Source organism: Shewanella gelidii (genome assembly GCF_014647855.1).
In the GTDB taxonomy this organism is placed as follows: domain Bacteria; phylum Pseudomonadota; class Gammaproteobacteria; order Enterobacterales; family Shewanellaceae; genus Shewanella; species Shewanella gelidii.
The window spans coordinates 444,437-463,754 of the sequence record NZ_BMPZ01000002.1 but is presented as its reverse complement, the minus strand read 5'-3'; the positions used below and the strand labels follow the sequence as shown (position 1 = coordinate 463,754).

Annotated in this window: 14 protein-coding genes; 10 read left to right on the top strand and 4 right to left on the bottom strand. The window is 44.1% G+C overall.

Annotated elements, in window-relative coordinates; all coding sequences use genetic code 11:
- The first annotated feature begins 148 nt into the window (after positions 1-148).
- Complete coding sequence (locus tag IEY18_RS05530) at positions 149-643, top strand: peptidylprolyl isomerase (protein WP_188918645.1); 495 nt, start codon at positions 149-151, stop codon at positions 641-643.
- Positions 644-654: 11 nt separating this feature from the next.
- On the top strand, positions 655-1,365 hold the full coding sequence (locus IEY18_RS05525; RefSeq protein WP_188918644.1) for a UDP-2,3-diacylglucosamine diphosphatase: 711 nt from the start codon (positions 655-657) through the stop codon (positions 1,363-1,365).
- Between the two features lie 39 nt (positions 1,366-1,404).
- Here the strand turns inward: IEY18_RS05525 and miaE are convergent, their stop codons facing one another.
- Positions 1,405-2,172 carry a tRNA isopentenyl-2-thiomethyl-A-37 hydroxylase MiaE gene (miaE, locus tag IEY18_RS05520; protein ID WP_188918642.1) on the bottom strand — a complete coding sequence of 256 codons (768 nt, stop codon included), beginning with the start codon at positions 2,170-2,172 and terminating at the stop codon, positions 1,405-1,407.
- A 237-nt stretch (positions 2,173-2,409) separates the two neighbouring features.
- On the opposite strand from miaE, the gene IEY18_RS05515 reads away from it, so the two are divergent.
- The gene (locus tag IEY18_RS05515) at positions 2,410-3,006 is read left to right on the top strand and encodes a Yip1 family protein (RefSeq protein WP_188918640.1); all 597 of its coding nucleotides are present in this window, start codon (positions 2,410-2,412) and stop codon (positions 3,004-3,006) included.
- 101 nt (positions 3,007-3,107) lie between these two features.
- Here IEY18_RS05515 and glnS read toward each other — a convergent pair whose 3' ends face one another.
- The 3 genes from glnS to IEY18_RS05500 all read right to left on the bottom strand — a co-directional run bounded on the left by glnS (position 3,108) and on the right by IEY18_RS05500 (position 7,486).
- Positions 3,108-4,778 carry a glutamine--tRNA ligase gene (gene glnS, locus IEY18_RS05510; RefSeq protein WP_188918638.1) on the bottom strand — a complete coding sequence of 557 codons (1,671 nt, stop codon included), beginning with the start codon at positions 4,776-4,778 and terminating at the stop codon, positions 3,108-3,110.
- Between the two features lie 181 nt (positions 4,779-4,959).
- Positions 4,960-7,254 (bottom strand): Fe(2+) transporter permease subunit FeoB, encoded by a 2,295-nt coding sequence (feoB, locus tag IEY18_RS05505; protein WP_188918637.1) that lies wholly within the window; start codon positions 7,252-7,254, stop codon positions 4,960-4,962.
- Positions 7,247-7,486, bottom strand: a complete 240-nt coding sequence (locus IEY18_RS05500; RefSeq protein ID WP_188918635.1) for a FeoA family protein — start codon at positions 7,484-7,486, stop codon at positions 7,247-7,249. The genes feoB and IEY18_RS05500 overlap by 8 nt, the downstream gene beginning before the upstream one ends.
- Before the next feature lie 625 nt (positions 7,487-8,111).
- Here IEY18_RS05500 and IEY18_RS05495 point away from each other — a divergent pair.
- The 7 genes from IEY18_RS05495 to IEY18_RS05465 all read left to right on the top strand — a co-directional run bounded on the left by IEY18_RS05495 (position 8,112) and on the right by IEY18_RS05465 (position 19,093).
- Complete coding sequence (locus IEY18_RS05495; RefSeq protein ID WP_188918633.1) at positions 8,112-10,319, top strand: OmcA/MtrC family decaheme c-type cytochrome; 2,208 nt, start codon at positions 8,112-8,114, stop codon at positions 10,317-10,319.
- Positions 10,320-10,691: 372 nt separating this feature from the next.
- The gene (locus IEY18_RS05490; protein WP_188918631.1) at positions 10,692-12,656 is read left to right on the top strand and encodes an OmcA/MtrC family decaheme c-type cytochrome; all 1,965 of its coding nucleotides are present in this window, start codon (positions 10,692-10,694) and stop codon (positions 12,654-12,656) included.
- A 68-nt stretch (positions 12,657-12,724) separates the two neighbouring features.
- Positions 12,725-13,714, top strand: coding sequence for a DmsE family decaheme c-type cytochrome (locus tag IEY18_RS05485; protein ID WP_188918629.1), 990 nt, complete (start codon positions 12,725-12,727; stop codon positions 13,712-13,714).
- A gap of 15 nt (positions 13,715-13,729) precedes the next feature.
- On the top strand, positions 13,730-15,832 hold the full coding sequence (locus tag IEY18_RS05480; RefSeq protein WP_188918627.1) for an MtrB/PioB family decaheme-associated outer membrane protein: 2,103 nt from the start codon (positions 13,730-13,732) through the stop codon (positions 15,830-15,832).
- Between the two features lie 233 nt (positions 15,833-16,065).
- Entirely contained in the window at positions 16,066-16,617 is a 552-nt protein-coding gene (locus tag IEY18_RS05475) for a hypothetical protein (protein WP_188918624.1), read from the top strand.
- A gap of 359 nt (positions 16,618-16,976) precedes the next feature.
- Positions 16,977-17,924, top strand: a complete 948-nt coding sequence (locus IEY18_RS05470; protein ID WP_188918622.1) for an alpha/beta fold hydrolase — start codon at positions 16,977-16,979, stop codon at positions 17,922-17,924.
- A 401-nt stretch (positions 17,925-18,325) separates the two neighbouring features.
- Entirely contained in the window at positions 18,326-19,093 is a 768-nt protein-coding gene (locus IEY18_RS05465; RefSeq protein ID WP_188918620.1) for a hypothetical protein, read from the top strand.
- The last annotated feature ends 225 nt before the right edge of the window (positions 19,094-19,318 follow it).

Genomic DNA, 19,318 nt, shown 5'->3' with positions numbered 1-19,318 from the left:
CCTTGGCTCTCATTCCATTATCAAAAAACGCAGACATAAATCAGGGCTGGCAGTTTATCACGCTGAAATAAGCTTGAATACAGGACTTTAAGCCCCAACCTATATAAGTTAGAATCCTGCCACTTAATATTTTAAAGGTAAAAATATCATGATCACATTGCACACAAATTTAGGCGATATCAAAATCGAACTTGATACTGAAAATGCACCAGAAACTTGTGCAAACTTTCTTGAGTATGCAAAGGAAGATTTCTATGCCGGTACTATTTTTCACCGTGTTATTGACGGATTCATGATCCAAGGCGGCGGTTTCACTGAAGATATGGCACAGAAGCCTACTAAAGCGACTATCAAAAATGAGGCAAACAACGGTCTGTCGAACAAGGTGGGCACTTTAGCAATGGCTCGAACTTCGGATCCACACTCTGCGACAGCGCAGTTCTTCATCAACATTAAAGATAACGATTTCTTAGATTTTAAAAATGAGTCAGTCCAAGGTTGGGGATACTGTGTATTTGCCAAAGTTGCAGAAGGCATGGACGTCGTTGAAAAAATCAAAAACGTCGATACAGGTAATCGCGGTATGCACCAAGATGTACCTTTAGAAGCGGTTATCATCGAAAAAGTTACTGTTGCCGAATAAGAAAAGGCTGCATGAAAACTTTGTTTATTGCCGATCTGCACTTAAGTGCAGATCGGCCTGATATTACCGCCGCTTTCGAACGTTTCATTGACTCCTGCCAAGAAGACGTTGATGCCCTATATATCCTGGGTGACTTGTTTGAAATATGGATGGGTGACGATTTGGCAGAACCGTTTGCGCTCAATATCGCTGCCAAGCTAAAACAACTATCACAAACGACACCGATTTTTTTTATTCACGGTAATCGAGACTTTCTGATCAGTAAACCATTTGCAAAAGCCGCGGGATTGACGCTATTACCCGAGGTTTGTGTCATCAATTTATATGGCACACAAACTGTTATATTGCATGGGGATTCATTATGTACACTCGATAAGCCCTATCAACGCTTTCGCCGCTTTAGGAATTCAGCCTTAATCAAATGGTTGTACGCTCACTTACCAACGGCTAAACGTCGCACTATTGCAAACAATATTCGACAGAAAAGTCAGCAAGGGAACCAGCAAAAAAGTTACAGCATCATGGATGTTGAAAATAGCGCTGTAGAAGCACTTTTACAGAAAACCCAAGCAACGCTGATGATCCATGGCCATACGCACCGTCCAGATATTCATCAATTAGAGCACAATAGACAACGTATTGTATTAGGCGATTGGTACGAACAAGGCAGTATGCTAAGCATGGCGAAAAATGAGATGAGCCTAAGCTCATTCAAACTCTAGCTATACCATCAAACATGGTTTCGTCTAGAAATGAGCAGATTAAACATGAGGCGTACCGCTGTGAAATCTAAATTCATCATCGGGCGCCAAAATCAAATCCGCTTCCAATGTCGCAAAATAGGTCACCCGTTCGCCAATGTCACATCCAGCAACTTGCTCAGCTAAGGCAATATAATCTTGAAAATGTCGTGATTCTGAGCGCAAAAGCGAGATATAAAAGCGCGTTAGGTCTTCGGGAAGAAAAGGGGCAATTTTGGCAAATCGTTCACATGAACGAGCTTCAATCAAAGCGCCAATAATCAATTTATCAATTAATGCTGCAGGCTCAAAGGTCCTCACATGCTTCATCAACCCTTTGGCATAATGGCCTGAGCGAATGTTTTGGTAAGCCATGTCTCGACTTTGCATGATCTCTAAAACTTGATAGAAGTGATGAAACTCTTCTTTCACAAGCCGCACCATTTTTTCAATTAACACGTCACCAAACTGAACCCCGGCCTTGGGCTTGAGTCGGCCAGCAAAACTATGCTGCCGAGCCATTTGCGCTAGGAAATTAGATTGATCGCGAGATTTATCATAAATAAACCGTTCATAGGGCTTCGCCCACGCGACAAGTTCGGCCTGGCTTGACTCATCAACAGCATACTTCCTCATTAGCAAAAGTGCTGTCTGCGCAGCTTTCAATTCACAATTACAATGATCAACCAACAGCAAGTTTAACCGCTCACTTCGACGCGCTTCCTCTACCCAAGCTTCCGGTGTTTCACATTTTAAAAAGTCTAATATGGGGGATAACAGTTGATCCATGATGCTTTTCAATACGTTACTAATCTTAAGTTGATGATATCAGAAATCACCAGACAATCACGGCCATCTAACAGATAAATGAGAATCGTTTAAAATACGGGTAAAACTTGACGTAATGCGACTTTTGGCTAATAAATAAACAAGGTCTAATAAAAGAGCAACGCACAATTCGGTTACTGGTACAGCGTTCGTCTGTAGTTTGGCGAGCAATTCACATGCTAAACAAGGATAACTACAATGATACTGAATCACTTAATGGGGCTTTACACTCATCCGAAACAAGAATGGAAAGCAATTGAACAAAACCATGAGGAGTTAATGTCGAGCCTCAGCCACGTTTTAGTCATTGCACTTATCCCCGCCATTTGCAGTTATATTGCTAATGCACATATCGGTTGGAACCCAGGCGCAGGTGAGCCACTATTTTTGACAAGCCAAAGCGCACTGTTTATGTCTGTGGGGATGTACGTCGGCTTAATTGGCGGTGTTTTTGGTCTTGCTTACTTAGCCCTTTGGATGGGAAAGACATTTGATGCAAACCCGAATTTTTCGCAAGCCTTTGAGCTAGCTTCATACACAGCAACCCCGCTATTTATGGTTGGATTTGCGGCACTATATCCAACACTTTGGTTTATCATGCTTGTTGGACTCGTCGGCTTAACTTATTCGGTTTACCTTCTATATACCGGCGTCCCAATCATAATGAACATCCCCGAAGAAAAAGGCTTTATTTACGCAAGCTCCGTTGTCACAGCAGGACTAGTTTTACTTGTCGCTTTAATGGCAAGTAGTATTATCCTGTGGAGTATGGGATTTGGCCCAATGTACCAATAGCCTAAGCTTCAGAAAGCAACGCTGTTCCATGCCCCAAAGGCTGACACAAAATAAAAAAGAAGGCTATAAGCCTTCTTTTTTTAGTTTGCAATCATTATCAATTACGCAAATGAATCTCTTAACGGTACCGTCAAATTAAACACCAAATGCGCTTCACTTGAGTCTTGGTTATCAGCACAGTAATAGCCTTCACGTTCAAACTGATATGCTCGCTCGACTTGCGCATCTACTAAACTCGGCTCAACAAAGCCATTCACGACAGTTAGTGAGCTTGGATTTAGCACCTCGTCGACAGTATCTGCAGCTGCAGGATTAGCATCAAGGAATAAACGCTCATAAAGTCTAAACTCCGCAGGCTTAGCAGAAGAAGCTTCGACCCAATGAATCACGCCTTTTACTTTACGCCCATCACTTGGGTTCTTACCAAGCGTTTCAGGATCATAGGTACAATAGACGGTCGTCACATTTCCTTCAGCATCTTTCTCACAACGCTCGGCCTTAATAACATAAGCATTACGCAACCGGACTTCTTTGCCCAAAACCAAGCGCTTATACTTTTTATTTGCCTCTTCACGAAAATCTTCAGTATCAATGTAGAGTTCGCGTCCAAAAGGTAGTGTGCGAGTCCCCATTGATTCAATATTCGGATGTGCTGGTGCCGTCAGTTGCTCAAGTTCACCTTCAGAGTAGTTTTCAATCACAACCTTGATAGGCTTGATCACGGCCATAGCACGTGGTGCATTCTCGTTGAGCTCTTCACGAACACATGCATCGAGCACGCCCACTTCAATCATATTCTCTTGTTTTGTAACACCGATACGATGACAAAACTCTCGGATAGAAGCCGGTGTATATCCACGACGACGTAAGCCGGCAATCGTTGGCATTCTAGCATCATTCCAGCCAGTAACTAAGCCACGCTCAACCAAGTCGTTTAGCTTACGTTTAGACATTAAGGTGTATTCTAAATTTAAGCGAGAAAACTCATATTGACGCGTTCGGTTTGGCGCTTGAAAGTCATCTAAGTTATCCAAAACCCAATCATATAAACGGCGATTGTCTTGGAACTCTAATGTACACAACGAATGCGTAATATCTTCGATTGCATCTGAGATACAATGTGTAAAGTCATACATGGGATAAATGCACCATTTATCGCCAGTTTGATGATGGTGCGCATAGCGTATGCGATAAATCACCGGATCTCGCATGCACATAAACGAAGACGCCATATCAATTTTGGCTCTTAGCGCGCATTCACCCTCGGAAAATTCACCAAGGCGCATCTTTTCAAATAACTCGAGGTTTTCTTCTGGTGTAGTGTCGCGATACGGACTATTTTTCCCAGGTTCCTTCAAAGTGCCACGATATTCTCTCGTCTCTTCGGCATTTAAGAAGCAAACGTAAGCTAGTCCTTTTTCAATCAGCTCTACCGCATATTGATGAAGCTGATCGAAATAATTTGATGAATAGCGAATATCGCCATCCCATTGAAAACCTAACCAACGCACATCTTCTTGGATAGAGTTTACGTAATCGATATCCTCCTTTTCAGGATTGGTATCATCAAAACGTAAATTACATTGCCCTTTATAATCTTTAGCAATGCCAAAGTTCAGGCAAATCGACTTTGCGTGCCCAATGTGCAGGTATCCGTTTGGTTCCGGCGGGAATCGGGTATGTACACTGGTATGCTTACCGCTTTCTAAATCTTCATCGATAATGTTTCTGATGAAGTTGCTTGGACGAACGTCAGTGCCCATTTCGCTCATGGAATTCCTCTTAGCCACACATAATAAATTTTTGACAAACTGCAATGATCCTATAGATCTCGCGTAGTTACAATGCCCAAATTAACAATTTACGTCAATGATTGCTTAAAATCGGTGAGTCAAAAGCCCATAAAAAAAGCAGCTCAACATGAGCTGCTTTCTAATCGTCCGCTAACTCGCTCTATTCTGTGATAATTTTAATTGTCGGTATGATTTCTTGTGAGCGGGCACCTTTGCGTTTTAACCAATGGTAAAACACAATCAAAGCTCCGCTAAAGAACACTATCCAAGCCGTGGATTGCAACGGGTGCGCATTGAAGGTTGCTGCCTGATATACAACCGTTGCGACACCGTAAGCTAACCCAAAGGTCCATAGCGCCGAAAAGCGAGCCCATTTTGCACCATACTCAGCCACCAGCGCGCCAAGTGCTGCAACACATGGGGTATAAAGCAAAATAAATAGTAAATATGCAAAAGCGGCTGCCGTTGTCGTAAATCCAGATTTCAAAGCCGCAAATGTCGAACGGTCAACGCCCTGCTCTTCAGCTGCAATTTCTTCACTCGAGACATCACCAACTGAAATTGAAAGCGGATCTTCCGGTGCAATTCCAAATAGATTTTCAGGAATGGTTGCCAATGCCTCTTGCATACTGTCGCTGATCGAGGCAAGTTCTTCGCCACCTTCGTCGGCCGAGCTATAGAGGCTATTCAAAGTCCCCACAACCGCTTCTTTAGCGAAAATTCCCGTAATAATTCCAACCGTTGCTGGCCAATTATCTTGTTCTACACCCATAGGTGAAAAAATCGGCGTAACTTTTTGGCTCGCAACACTTAAAAACGAACCTTGGCTATCTTGGTTACCAAAGCTACCATCCACACCAATTGAGTTTACAAAGTTCAGTAAAGTGACCACCACGACAATGGTTTTACCAGCACCGAGAATAAAACTCTTCGTGCGCTTACCGGTTCGTGACATCACAGCTTTTACTTTCGGCAGTTCATAACTCGGCAATTCCATCACCACCGCACTGCTACTACCCGGCAATAAAGTACGGCTTAGCATCAATCCCGTACCAATCGCTGCAAAAATACCTATGATATAAAGAAGAAAGACTAGGTTCTGTCCGGATTCTGGGAAAAACGCAGCGGCAAAAAGCGCATATACAGGAAGGCGTGCACCACAGGACATAAACGGTGCCATCATGCCAGTAACAATTCGCTCACGCTCACTACCGAGGGTTCTCGTTGCCATAATTGCAGGAACCGAGCAACCGAAACCGACAATCATAGGCACGAATGCTTTCCCCGGTAATCCAATGCGACGCATTAAGCCGTCAATCACGAACGCCGCCCGAGCCATATAACCTGAGCTTTCTAAAACTGACAAAGCAAAGAACAATGCTGCGATTACCGGTATAAAAGTCGCGACCGTCTGAATGCCCTGACCAATACCACCGGCGACAATCGTCACTAACCAATCTGGTGAGCCCATATTCGAGAGGGCTGCGCCCATATGGTCCACAAAAATTGCACCCGCAGTAATATCAAAAAAATCAATAAACGAGCTGCCAACATTGATGCTGAACATAAACATCAAATACATCACGAACAGGAATACAGGGATACCAAGGATTGGATGTAAAACAAGTTTATCAAGCTTATCACTCATGGTTAACGCATCATCTTCGACGACAGAAGCGCGGAAAACAGTTTCTACAAAATTGAAGCGAGTGGTCGCAACCATGATTTCAATATCTTTGCCTTGGCGGCTGAGCTCGTCAGTTACTTGGGTAACTTCAGACTGCATCTTGCTATTCTTGCAGGTTCCACACCCAAGGCCATTGCCTAACATTGCTAACGCACGCCCCCGAACGAGCTGACTATCTTTACTCTGCAGCGCGTTGACACCAGCTTCAATAGCATCATCATATTCAAGTACTAGAGCTTCTTCTGATACGCGACCTTCAAGCAGATCGACAAATTGCTCTTTGACACGTTCTACATCTTGCTCTTTTCTCGAGCAAACCCCGATAACTGGACAACCTAACTCCGCACTCATTTTCCCGAGGTCAACACGGATCCCGCGTTTAGTTGCGGCATCAATTTTATTAATGACCACCACCATGGGTATCCCTAACTCTCGCAGCTGCGCAGTCAGGTAAAGGTGGCGTTCTATATTCGTCGCGTCGACAAGGTTAATAATGCCGTCAATATGTTGATCCGCGAGATATTGCTGAGCAATTTGCTCATCTAAAGAACAGTCGCAAGTTTTACCCGCAGGCAATAAGTCATAAATTCCAGGGAGATCGGTTAGGAAAACATCGGTATCTTCAATAGCAAATTGACCGGTCTTCTTTTCAACAGTTACACCCGACCAGTTACCCACCTGTTGGTTGGATCCCGTCAGAGCGTTGAATAAAGTTGATTTGCCAGCATTTGGGTTGCCGACTGTGACGCAATGAAACTGCTTAGTCATTAGCTTTAACTACCTCAATAATGTCGGCAAGATCTCTGCGCATACATAGTTTACTGCCACGAATATCAAGCTCAAGTCCTGAGCCCATAGGCGCTCTTCTGAGCATCGTAAAACGAGTATTTGGGGTAATCCCCATCGAAAGCAATTTTCTTTTCACTGTCTTTGGAAGGTTTATTTGACCAACTTCGGCAATCATGGCTCTTTCACCAGGATTTAACTGACTCAATTTCATTTATACTCCAACCATCAACAGCTCTTGCCACTTTAATGCTAGCGATTTTATCTGAACTTATAGGGCAATGATTTTACCTAGATCAAACTTTCAAACTGAAATGATAATAGTTTTCACTTATATTCATTTAAGAAGAATTTTGAAGATCCCTATCTAAATTATCATCACGCCAAATCGCAAACGAAAATGATTATCAATTTAATTCACCCAAAAGTCTAGTCTGATATCGATGCAATGTCGGGGCAACCCACAGTGACACAGGTCACACATAAACCAAGGTCGAACATCCCTATTGTTGGGCGCTTTGATTTTAGAAGACGCTAGCGGTCGATACCCACCATAGGAGCGCCAGCAGGAAAAAGTTACATTCCGGTGTTATATAACAACGAGTTAGCAATCATTGGCACATTCCCAAATCACACTTCAGCCAATAAAAAAAAACCAACAACTACCTCTAAAGGTATAGTAAGACCTAGCTCACAAAATAGTCGGTCATTTCCTGTTAAAAAGTACATAATTGGTTTGTTAATAAATGCGACAATTCCAATCAGTTAAATCTTGTTGACGAAATATGCCTTAATCAAATGGGTTTCAATTAGAACAATAACGAATTGCAGGGAAAATTATGATGAGACGCTTTAGCTTAAATACCGCCACAAAAGCCTTATTGGGAGCCGGTATGCTCTCATTCGTGCTTGTTGGGTGTGGCAGCGACGGTAAAGACGGAGAAGATGGCAAAGATGGTGTCGTTGGTGTCAGCATTGATACAACCTCTAGCCTCACAGCAACGTTTACCAATGCTTCAATAGATGCAGGAACAGTTACCGTTGATTTCGAACTAACCAATGCCAATGGTGTTGCTGTTTTAGGCCTCAACAAAGATTATGACCTTAGATTTGGTATTGCTCAGCTCACGCAAGTATTCGAAGCTGCTGGCGATGCTCAAGTGGATAGAGGCTTACAATGGCAAGCCTATATCAATAGCCAAAAGGAACCAAATCCAGATTGGATCCCGGAGGACGACGATAATTTAAGTCCGTCAACACAGTTCCAAGCAGGTGTTGAAGCGGCGAAGAACTGTGACGATTGTTTAATTGATAACCTTGACGGAAGCTATACCTACACTTATCAAATTGATGTCGCTAATGTTACCACCCCACTCCAAGTAACCTACAACGCCGACAATACCCAAAGAGCAACCCTCGAACTAAAACTTCCACAAATCACGGCAAACGCGGCTTATGATTGGCAACCTTCTACGGGCGCAACCGAGGGGATTACCAGTAGGGAAGTCGTTTCAATTACGGCCTGCTACCAATGTCACCAGCCTGAAAGCTTAGCTTTACATGGCGGCCGCCGACTTGATTTAGAAAACTGTGCATCCTGCCATACTGCAACGTCTGGCGATCCAGAATCAGGCAACAGTGTGGACTTCACCTACATGATCCACGCAATTCATAAAGGCAACGAACGTATGATTGCCACTGAAGAGGGTATGGTCCCTGCACCGTATAAAGTCATTGGCTACGGTGGTGGAATGCATGATTATGGCAACGTGATGTTCCCTCTATATCCCGCGACTGACTGCTCATCTTGTCACGTCGAAGGTGAAGGTGCTCCGGCAGATGCAGCATTGTTTAAAGCAGATAAGAGCAATACAGCATGTATTGCTTGTCATACTGAAAAACCATCCATGAACCACTCCAGCACTGATTGTGTGGCTTGTCATAATGCGACCGATCCATACAACGGCACCAACAACGCTGAAAAACGTCATGGTGATGTCAACAAACGTTATCAAGTGAGTAAACTGTATTCTGCAGTGTTCACAAATATTGCACCTGCTGGTCAAGGCTTAAGCTTTGATGTGCAACTGCTTGACGATAGCGGCAATCCGATTGCTAAAGAGTTTGTTTACAAAAAAGGCTTCTCTAAGCCGTATATTGTCGTCTCTTGGGATATCGATAAAGATTACCCGGCCTATGAGACGGGCAGCCGTTACTCAGAAAGACGTATCGATTTATATGATGACACGCAATCTGTTTATGATACTGCAAGCAAAACATTCAGCGTCACTAGTGCCAACATCGTTTTGCCTGCTGATATCAACGGTAAATCATTTGAGCTTCTTCCCTTAGTGAAAACCTGTTTCAACACTGGAGGTTATGGTGTCGACGAAGTCAATCCGATGGCATGTTACGACACTGAAGGTGAACTCTTAAATAATGCTGCACCAGCATATATTCAAGATCAGCCACTCCGGTTTACTTGGAATAACGGCTATAGCGATACAGCAGCAACCGCGCGCCGCACCATTATCGATGATGCGAAGTGCCATGCCTGTCACGGAGCGGAATTCTATCATGACTCAAATGGTGTGAATTGTATGTCGTGCCACACACCAGATAAATCACTCAAAGAGTCAGTGCGAGGATCTGGCGAATTTGATAAACCAACAAGCTTTGCCTATAAGGCACACCATGCTGACGGCCATTACCTCAAATATGCAGGTGTACAGTCTGGTACCGTATTGAAGACCGACTGCTCTACTTGTCATACCGATGGTGGCTTTGCTTTAGGCCGCTCTAGCGACCGAGTTTGGCACTATCCAAATCTTGATACCAAAGATGCTGATGGTGTTTGGGTCTCATCAGACGCAGGAACCTGTTTGAGCTGTCATCAACCCTATCTTAATGATGCAGCCATCAATCACATCGAAATCAATGGCGGCATTATCGATGGTGTTGACGCAGATGATGTACGTACTCGCGCTAAAGAAACCTGCTCTACTTGTCACTCGAGCGAGCAAGTTCTGAGCGTTCACGGGCATTAGTCCGATATCGTTATTCATGGCAGGAATGGAGAGCAAATCGCTCTCCATTCCATACCACTGAATATCACTCGACTAGTAACACCTTTTAAATACAGGTGTTTAATCAGTTATTTTATCAGCATGTTTTAAACATATTGAAAATTAATAGAAATATACACAACGGAAATATCAAATACCTCTAAATGAATATGAGGACCTGTGTCACATTAACGCTTACAATATGCGGATTTTAATCTTAGATTAAGCTAGCATTTTTGTAGGGAAATTTGATTTTCCGCATCGATTTAGAGACTGCATTGCGATCTGTCTTTGCTTATTTACCTCAGTCTCATTGTTATCGATGTCTAACCTATGCAGGGAAAAACGATGACCATGAACAATAATTCTAAAAAAAGCATAATGTTAATCGCTAGTGCGATAACGTTAGCATTAACTGGGTGTGGTGGTAGTGATGGCAGTTCAGGTGAACCTGGAAATCCAGGCGGCCCCGCTGCAGAAGCCATTGAAACGCTCCACCTTAAAGTGACAAAAGTTACTTATACAGATGGCTCACCGAGCATAGAAATCTATGCCACTAACCAGAATGATGAGCCCATTGTCGGTATCCAAGATTTTGGTGTGAAAGCCGCTCAGCTGTATCCGATGGGAACCACTGGCGCCGGCAATAGTGCCCAATGGCAAACCATTAGTATTCGTTCAAACCCTGCAGTCATCGTCGATAACAAAAACGGGAGCTACACCGCAACCGTTCCGGTTGAAAATCTCAACCAAGATCTAACTCAAAGATTTAATGTATATGCCGGAGGCCCAGACGCAACTCTGCTTGATGGTGTCACATCCCTACCTCGCCGAGAAATTGTCGCAGATTATGATGGTGAAGGTTACGCGGCAAAGTACACAAAAAATGTTGTGTCTCATCAAGTTTGCGCTAAATGCCATACCGAAGGCGAAGCACTAACTCGTCGCCATGGCAGCTATCAAACTCACGAAACCTGTGCGACTTGTCATAACGGTAGCTTTAACGAAGACACACAATGGAACCATTTAGTCCATAACATTCACAACGCAAACAAAAGCTTCACTGATAAATACGACAATGAATATACCGGTGAAGCCGCTGAAGCACTGCTACAAAACAACTGTCAATCGTGTCATGTTGAATCCGAAACCCTTACCGAGTGGGCAAACTACACGCGCGTTCCTACCATGGAGACGTGTACAAGCTGCCACACCAATATTGACTTTAAAGCAGGTGAAGGCCACTCCCAGCAAGACAACAATGCCAATTGTATCGCTTGTCACAATAGCCAATGGACAGCTGAAATTCATAGTGAGCAAGCCCTGGCCAAAAAAGCAGTGATCGATCAACTCGGTCTTAGTGCATCACTTGTCGGTAATTCCGATGACACCGCAACACTGACCATCAGCTTACTCGATGCAAACAGCCAAGCGGTTGATATCAATAGCATGCTTAGCAAAATTCAACGGGTTGAAGCCACCACAAATGTGGGACCTAATTTCCCGCAGCTGGGCTATCGTGGCAAAGACAGCCTAAACCTCGTCGAAAATGGCATACTACAAGACGGCGCCAGTATCGTTGATGGTAACCTTGTTCGCATCACCCCAGCATTGCCTTTTGGTGATGGAGATACGGATACCGCATTCAGCTTTATTGGCTTCTCAGTCTGTGTCGAGGGCGCAACTATCATTGACTGTGCACCGGACGGCAGTAGTGAATATACTGGCATGAAGGCCGAACTCGCTTTTGGTACAAAATCAGGTAATGCCGCATCAATGCGCCATATTGACTCGGTAAACTTTGCCAGCTGTGAAAATTGCCATGGTGACACTTTTGATATCCATAAAGGTTCACATCACCCAGGCTTTGTGATGACCGAGCAACTCGGCCGCGAGATAAACGGTGAAATAGTTGTTGGTATTGATGGCTGTGTTTCCTGTCATACACCAGACGGCACTTATGCTGGCGGGGTGAATAAAGGGGCAATCGAAATGAAGCTACACCGCACGCACATTGAAGATGCCTTTGCTCTTGTCGGCGGTGATTGCAAACAATGTCACAACGATCTGAATTTAGATGCATTTAAAGTCAAAGGTGCATTAGCAACTGCCGGCGGTCTCTACACCACACCGGTCACCGCAACCTGTACTTCATGTCATACCATAGGCTCTCCTTACATGGTTCATAGTAAAGAGTTTCTCGAAGCAAACGGCGCAGTGGTTGACGGCGATAAGGATACTGCAAATCAAGCGGTGACCTCTGAGTCTTGCTTGTTCTGCCACAAACCTACAGTCGACGACCATACCAAGTTGAATTAATCACTTGCTCACACGGGGAGACAACTCTCCCCTTCTTTTATTGGTTCGAGCAAATTGGGAAACGATATATGAAAATCATAAAGCGAATAAAAACTGTACTTGCGATCACAGCAGCCTCCTGCTTGTTGATGGTCAGTGCAATATCGCCAAGCTACGGGGCAAAATGGGACAAAACCATGACGCCAGATGAAGTAGAGGCAAGCCTAGATCTCAAATTTTCTGAGGGGAAATACTCTCCCAAAGGCGCAGATACTTGCTTGATGTGTCACGGCAAAGAAAAAAAGGTCACCGCACTTTTTCAAGGCGTGCATGGCGATACCAATTCAAGTAAAAGCCCTATGGCAGGATTGCAGTGTGAAGCATGCCATGGTCCATTAGGTCTGCATAATCGTGGTGGTAAAGAGCCAATGATTACCTTTGGCGAAAAATCCACATTAAACACGCAAAAGCAAAATAGCGTCTGTATGAGTTGCCATACCGATACACAACGCATGGCTTGGACTGGTGGACATCACGATAACGCTGATATTGCTTGTGCATCATGCCATCAGGTGCACGCCGCCAATGATCCAGTACTATCGAAAGAAACCGAAATACAAGTTTGTACCAACTGTCATACCAAACAAAAAGCAGAGCTGAACAAGCGCTCTAGCCATCCGATTAAATGGGCCCAAATGGTGTGTACTGATTGCCACAACCCACATGGCACCCTCAGCAATGCGGATTTGGTAGCACCAAGCACCAATGACAATTGCTATGCCTGCCATGCTGAAAAGCGCGGGCCAAAGCTCTGGGAGCACTCCCCTGTCACTGAAGATTGTTCAACCTGCCATAACCCACATGGTTCGGCCAACGAAGGCATGTTAAAAACACGCGTACCACAGTTGTGCCAGCAATGCCACGCAAATGATGGCCATGCGAGCAATCCGAACTTCGGCAACACGTCTGCGGGCTCTTCTGTCAATGACAACGCATTTACTGGCGGCCGAAGCTGTCTGAATTGTCATAGTCAAGTACATGGCTCGAATCATCCGTCAGGCAAGTTACTACAACGTTAATCAGGAGTGCTACCGATGAAATTTAACTTAAATTTGATCACTCTCGCCTTGATTACGAGTGCGGGAACTACCTTAAGCGATGATGTCCAAGCAGCAACGGGCTACAATCTTTCCAACGCAAAAACCGAAACGGTTAAATTTGATAAATGGGTTTGCAAGCGCTGTAAACCCACCGTTGGATATCAAGGCCAAATTGGCGTGGGCGCAGGCTATCACGACAGTGATGACCTACATTCGAGCAATGCATTTGCAACCGAAGATGAGTTTGTCGGTAAGCTCGACGCTAATGTGCGATATAAAAGCGAAACCGGTTATCAAGCCAGCCTAAAAGCAGAAAACTTGGGGATGGAAAACGGTCGTTTGAGCGCAGAAGCTGGGAAGGCAGGGCAATACAAACTGGCTGTCAATTTAAGACAATTTGCTAGTTATCAAAGCCAAACCGTTCAAACCCCTTATCAAGGCGTGGGACACGATCAGCTTAATGCACCCATTGGTTGGCAAACTGCAGGTTCTAGCAGCCAAATGCCTATGCTTGAACAAAGCTTGCAACCTTTTGAGCTATCATTAAAGCGCCGTCGAGAAGGAATTCGTTTCGACTACCAAGCACCATCCAGTTGGTCTGGCTATATCGGCTATCAGCATGAACAAAAAACAGGAATAAAAACTGCATCAGGTAGTTTCTACAATCAGTCCATCATGTTGCCAGAGCCAGTGGATACCAGCACAGATCAGCTTAATGCCGGCCTCAATCTACACGGACAGAATTGGTTTGCAAACTTAAGCTATACTGGCTCAAAGTTTGATAACGACCACAACCAACTCGGTTATGACAATTTGTTCAACCCGACATTTGGCGCTCAAACAACTGGCTACATGGCGCTTGACCCTGACAATGAATCCCATCAGTTTGCCCTGCAAGCAAGATATATGCTTGATAACACGGTCTTCAGTGGACGTTTGCACTACGCAAATATGACCCAAGACCAAGATTTCGTTCAAATGGGTTACCTATATCCAATGCCCGTACCATCATTGGATGGTCAAGTTGATGTTTCTGGGCTGACGTTAAAAGCGACCACCCGTATGAGCCGGGCACTACAAGTCAATGTTAGCTATGACTATTACAGCCGTGACGATGACACCCAAGTCGAAGCTTGGACTCAGTACACGGTCAGTGATGTCAACGGCGAAATTTATTACAACCTGCCCTATGATCATGACAAACACCTTGCGAAAATTAGTGCGAACTATCGTTTAGCACGAGGAATGAAGCTAGAAGCCGGATTGGACTATCGCAAAGATGAGCGAAACTACCAAGATCGTGAAACAACGGATGAGCAAACTTTGTGGGCCAAATATAGCCTAACGAATATTCCGATGTGGAACTTCTACCTCAAAGCCGACTACGGACAAAGGGATGGCTCTAAGTACCAAGCTTCTCAATGGACGTCGTCACAGTCCAACGATTTGCTGCGTAAATATCACCTTGCTGATAGAAAACGGAGTCAAATAGAGGCACGAGTGAGCCATACACCTACTGATGCACTAACGCTAGATTTCGCTGCGCGTTTCGCCCTTGATGATTATAATAAAACTCAAATAGGCTTAACCGAGTCAGAGGATATCGGTGTTGATTTCAGTCTGAGTTATCAGGTCTCGGATGATCTATATTGGAGCGGTTTTTATAGCAACCAAGTCATTGAATCAACCCAAGCTGGCAGCACCAATTTTGGGGCACCGAATTGGTCGAGCCAAGTTGAAGATCAAGTCGATGTTGTCGGTGTCGGTATGGACTATCAAAACTTGATGGATAACAAACTAGCCCTTGGAATCGACTATAGCTACTCAAACTCAGATAGTAACACCCAAGTCACCCAAGGACTCACGGGCGACTATGGTGATTATTACGCCAAAGTTCACAATATCAACCTCTATGCAAAATATCAGGTCGATAGCCAAATGAGCTGGCGATTTGACTATCAGGTCGAAAACTATAAAGACAATGATGCTGCAAATAGCATTGCAGCCGATGATATATGGAACGTTGTTAGTTTTGGTTCACTCAATCATGACTACACTGCGCATCTTGTTATGATCAGCTTGCAGTACAAGCTTTAGTTTCGTAAGAAAGCTTACGAACCAAGCTCACAATCCGTCATTTCTTTTAAAAGCCCGCAATTTGCGGGCTTTTTTATACTCAACCTCTGCGAACACAAAACCAAAACCATCGACAGGTGTTGAATAAAAAACGTTCAACATTAGCAATAAGCAAGATATTCTTGCAGCAAAGCTTGAATTCAGCACAAGTTTGATAGATCGTGACAACAATCTTCATCACCAATGTTAAAAATATGCGTTTAATACTTCTTTTATTACTGCTCATTTCTAGCCCTGCATTTGCGTTTTCACAACAAGGAAATACAGCAACGCTCATGCTATTTGTTGGGCTTGGGGGCTTTACAACGGCGAACTTGTTACTGCAACTTGCCTTCTATTTATCCGGGCGTTTACAACATCCTACATTTCTTCGTCGTTACGTGAATTTATCATTAATTCCAAGTGGATTGATGTTACTTATCGCTTTATGGGATTTTGCAGGCTTTGGCCCGCTGATGATGAATCTTGGTGGCATCTTGATTGCGGCAGCATTTGCGCTTATTCCATATCAACTCGTGCAACTCAAACAAATCAGCAGTCAACGCCCATGGTTATTATCCGCTGCCGCAGCTACCTTTGCCGCCATCGGAGCCTTTCTTGCGCCGGTTAATCTATTTGCTATCGCATGCGGGCATGTTGCTTTGCAGCAACAAAGCAAACTCAAAATCATCGATGGTGCAATCGTACTCATTAGCTATGGCGTGCTCGGTTACTGGATTTGGCAAACTGCCCAGAGCTGGATCTAAATTAAGTAGCCAGAGCTGGATTTAGATAAGTGCCCAGAGCGGGCGTCTAAATCGGTGTTTTCTTCTAGGCTGAGCAATCGCTCATAGCTAAAATAGAGGAAAACCCAAGGCAAGGTTGAATGAAAGCCAATGATAATTCGGCACCCGCAATCCAAACTTTAATGAAAAAAGGATGATAAAAAAACTTTAGCCACGCCTAAAATACAACCAAAGCGATATACTCTACCGAACAAACTGACGATGATGGTCCAAAGCATGGAGGTGTTGGACTTGCATTGAAACGATGAATTCACCGCTGATCAAGGTACAGCAAGAATTCAGGTTTAACAGGTCAAAACGAGATAAAAGGGATTTACTACATGAAAAGAAATCTAGCAATTTTGTTGTCAGGATTTATTTTAATCACCACTGCAGCATATGCGCTGCTCCCGAATTCAACGCTATTTAAATATTTGGTTCATGCAGAGCGAAGCTTGGCAGGCCTCGAGCTAAAGCGAATCCATGTTGATGGATTAGACATTGAATACCTGCGTGGAGGAAGTGGCCCAACATTAGTTTTGCTCCATGGGTTTGGGGCGGATAAAGACAACTGGAATCGAATTGCTGGCGACCTTGTGAATTACTTTGATGTCATTGCCATTGATTTGCCTGGTTTTGGCAACAGCACAAAACACATGGCATTAGACTATGATGTACGCTCCCAAATCGACCGTCTAAAACGGATCATCGATGCTTTCAAACTGGTAAAGTTTAATCTCGCAGGCAGCTCTATGGGGGGGTACATTGCTGGGAACTTTGCCGCTCAATACCCCAGTGCAGTCGAACATTTATGGTTAATCAGTCCTTTTGGAGTTGAGAACTCGAAAATCAGTGATATGTTTACAGCAACTCAAGAAGGCAAACACCCCGTCGTTTTACCGCGGACAGAATCAGAGTTCTTACAGCTGTTCGACTTTTTGTTTGTTGAGCCACCTTTTGTTCCTTCACCCATCGTGAATCATCTCGCCAATAAAGCGAGTCAAAACGCCGAAATCAATACCAAAATATTTGAGCAAATACATCGAATGCAAAATGGAGAACCACATCCAGATTTGCCACTTGACCGAGCCCTAAAAAACTATCGTGGCCCAGTCTTAATTTCTTGGGGAAGCAAAGATAGAATATTACATGTGTCGGGCGCAATGGAGCTTAAGCAAGTCATCCCCCATGCAAAACTAGACATCACCCCAAATATTGGCCATTTACCCATGATGGAATCGCCTTCGACAACGGCGAATTCATTCCTCTTATTTACAGCGGCTCTCTAATTTACAGAGCATAGGGCCATGATACAGCACCAGTTTGACACCATTAAATGACAAGCTTTAACCTATGCGTGTCTTCTGTCATTCAGTGACAAAACAAACGCCACATCCGTAACTGTATTTGACACGCAGGCACTCTATTCTTGCGGCTTGGTGCTTTGATAACTCCGAAATAGTGCGCACCACACATGCATAGCAACAGTGGAACGATAGCGATTGAACGAGTCAAACACTGCGATTTGCGGTTCACAACGGCGAACTTGGTAAAACAATGTTCATTTTCAATAAGATTGAGCGGTTATAGTTGCGGCCTGTTAAAGACAAAGGATAAAATATGCCTCTGCATACGGCGAGGTATCCTGAAGAGATACCGCTTCAATCGAAGGCTTGTCACCATGGATATCATGAATAAAAAACACTATAACTTCAGCAGCTTTGTATTTGCTTCTCTGATTCTAGGCATACAAGGGTGCGGTGGTGGCGCAGGTAGCCAAGATGATATTCAGGTCTCCCAAACGGAATACAGCTTTTCTCCGCTGTATGTCAATTTACTCTCTGCCGCCAATAGTTCGCATGACGACCCCATGGTTGATGTTTATTATCAGCAAGGAAGTAATGAATCATACCAGATTGTTGAAAACCTAAGATACTTGCAAAGCGTCAATACCTATTCTTTTGGATGGACCGGCTTACCACAAGCCAATGCAACATTTACAACCCGAGACGCGCTGAACAATCAAGCTCTGCTAACAACAAGCAATTTGACATTAAATGGAAACCAAACTGATTATTTTTTGCTGCTAACCGGCGCCATTGAGCAAGCGAACTCCATTCGAGTGCAGCGTTTACTCAAACAGCAAGGTGAAGATCCTACGGTACGCTTTTACCATGCCAATCCATTTTATGATGGCCCATTAGATATCTACAACGTGACCACACAACAAAGAATTGTAAGCAATCTGGCACGCTATCAGGCTTCTGCTGCAATTCGTTTTGATCAAAACGTGGCGCAAACTCCTGTCATTATGGTGCCAGCAGGAGTAAGCCCTGACTATACCAATACCAGCGGCTACTTGTTTCAACACACCTATGACACACCAACGACACAGCATTTATACGTTTTAACCTCAAACCAACCATCAAACTGGCAAAACGTTTCGCTCAGAGATTAACGCCTGCTTGGGTAAACCCATCAAAAGTCGACTGAAGGCGACTGTTAGCGTTCATTTCCTGAGCGCTAACGAAATTGCAACAAGCAAAGTTCAATGACTACAGACTCCGACCACCCGCTCGTCCAATGCACGTGGGTTAACAACTTGATTTAAATTGATAATAGATTACATCAGAACTAATTGAGCTAGATAGACGAAGCATATACCTGACAACTTAAGCATTAA

Excerpts from the sequence above, each read along its gene's own strand:
- IEY18_RS05470 (WP_188918622.1), top strand. The coding sequence starts at position 16,977 with ATGAAAAGAAATCTAGCAATTTTGTTGTCAGGATTTATTTTAATCACC.
- IEY18_RS05480 (WP_188918627.1), top strand. The coding sequence starts at position 13,730 with ATGAAATTTAACTTAAATTTGATCACTCTCGCCTTGATTACGAGTGCG.
- IEY18_RS05500 (WP_188918635.1), bottom strand. The coding sequence starts at position 7,486 with ATGAAATTGAGTCAGTTAAATCCTGGTGAAAGAGCCATGATTGCCGAA.
- IEY18_RS05515 (WP_188918640.1), top strand. The coding sequence starts at position 2,410 with ATGATACTGAATCACTTAATGGGGCTTTACACTCATCCGAAACAAGAA.
- IEY18_RS05525 (WP_188918644.1), top strand. The coding sequence starts at position 655 with ATGAAAACTTTGTTTATTGCCGATCTGCACTTAAGTGCAGATCGGCCT.
- IEY18_RS05465 (WP_188918620.1), top strand. The coding sequence starts at position 18,326 with ATGAATAAAAAACACTATAACTTCAGCAGCTTTGTATTTGCTTCTCTG.
- glnS (WP_188918638.1), bottom strand. The coding sequence starts at position 4,778 with ATGAGCGAAATGGGCACTGACGTTCGTCCAAGCAACTTCATCAGAAAC.
- IEY18_RS05490 (WP_188918631.1), top strand. The coding sequence starts at position 10,692 with ATGAACAATAATTCTAAAAAAAGCATAATGTTAATCGCTAGTGCGATA.
- miaE (WP_188918642.1), bottom strand. The coding sequence starts at position 2,172 with ATGGATCAACTGTTATCCCCCATATTAGACTTTTTAAAATGTGAAACA.
- IEY18_RS05530 (WP_188918645.1), top strand. The coding sequence starts at position 149 with ATGATCACATTGCACACAAATTTAGGCGATATCAAAATCGAACTTGAT.
- IEY18_RS05475 (WP_188918624.1), top strand. The coding sequence starts at position 16,066 with ATGCGTTTAATACTTCTTTTATTACTGCTCATTTCTAGCCCTGCATTT.
- feoB (WP_188918637.1), bottom strand. The coding sequence starts at position 7,254 with ATGACTAAGCAGTTTCATTGCGTCACAGTCGGCAACCCAAATGCTGGC.
- IEY18_RS05485 (WP_188918629.1), top strand. The coding sequence starts at position 12,725 with ATGAAAATCATAAAGCGAATAAAAACTGTACTTGCGATCACAGCAGCC.
- IEY18_RS05495 (WP_188918633.1), top strand. The coding sequence starts at position 8,112 with ATGATGAGACGCTTTAGCTTAAATACCGCCACAAAAGCCTTATTGGGA.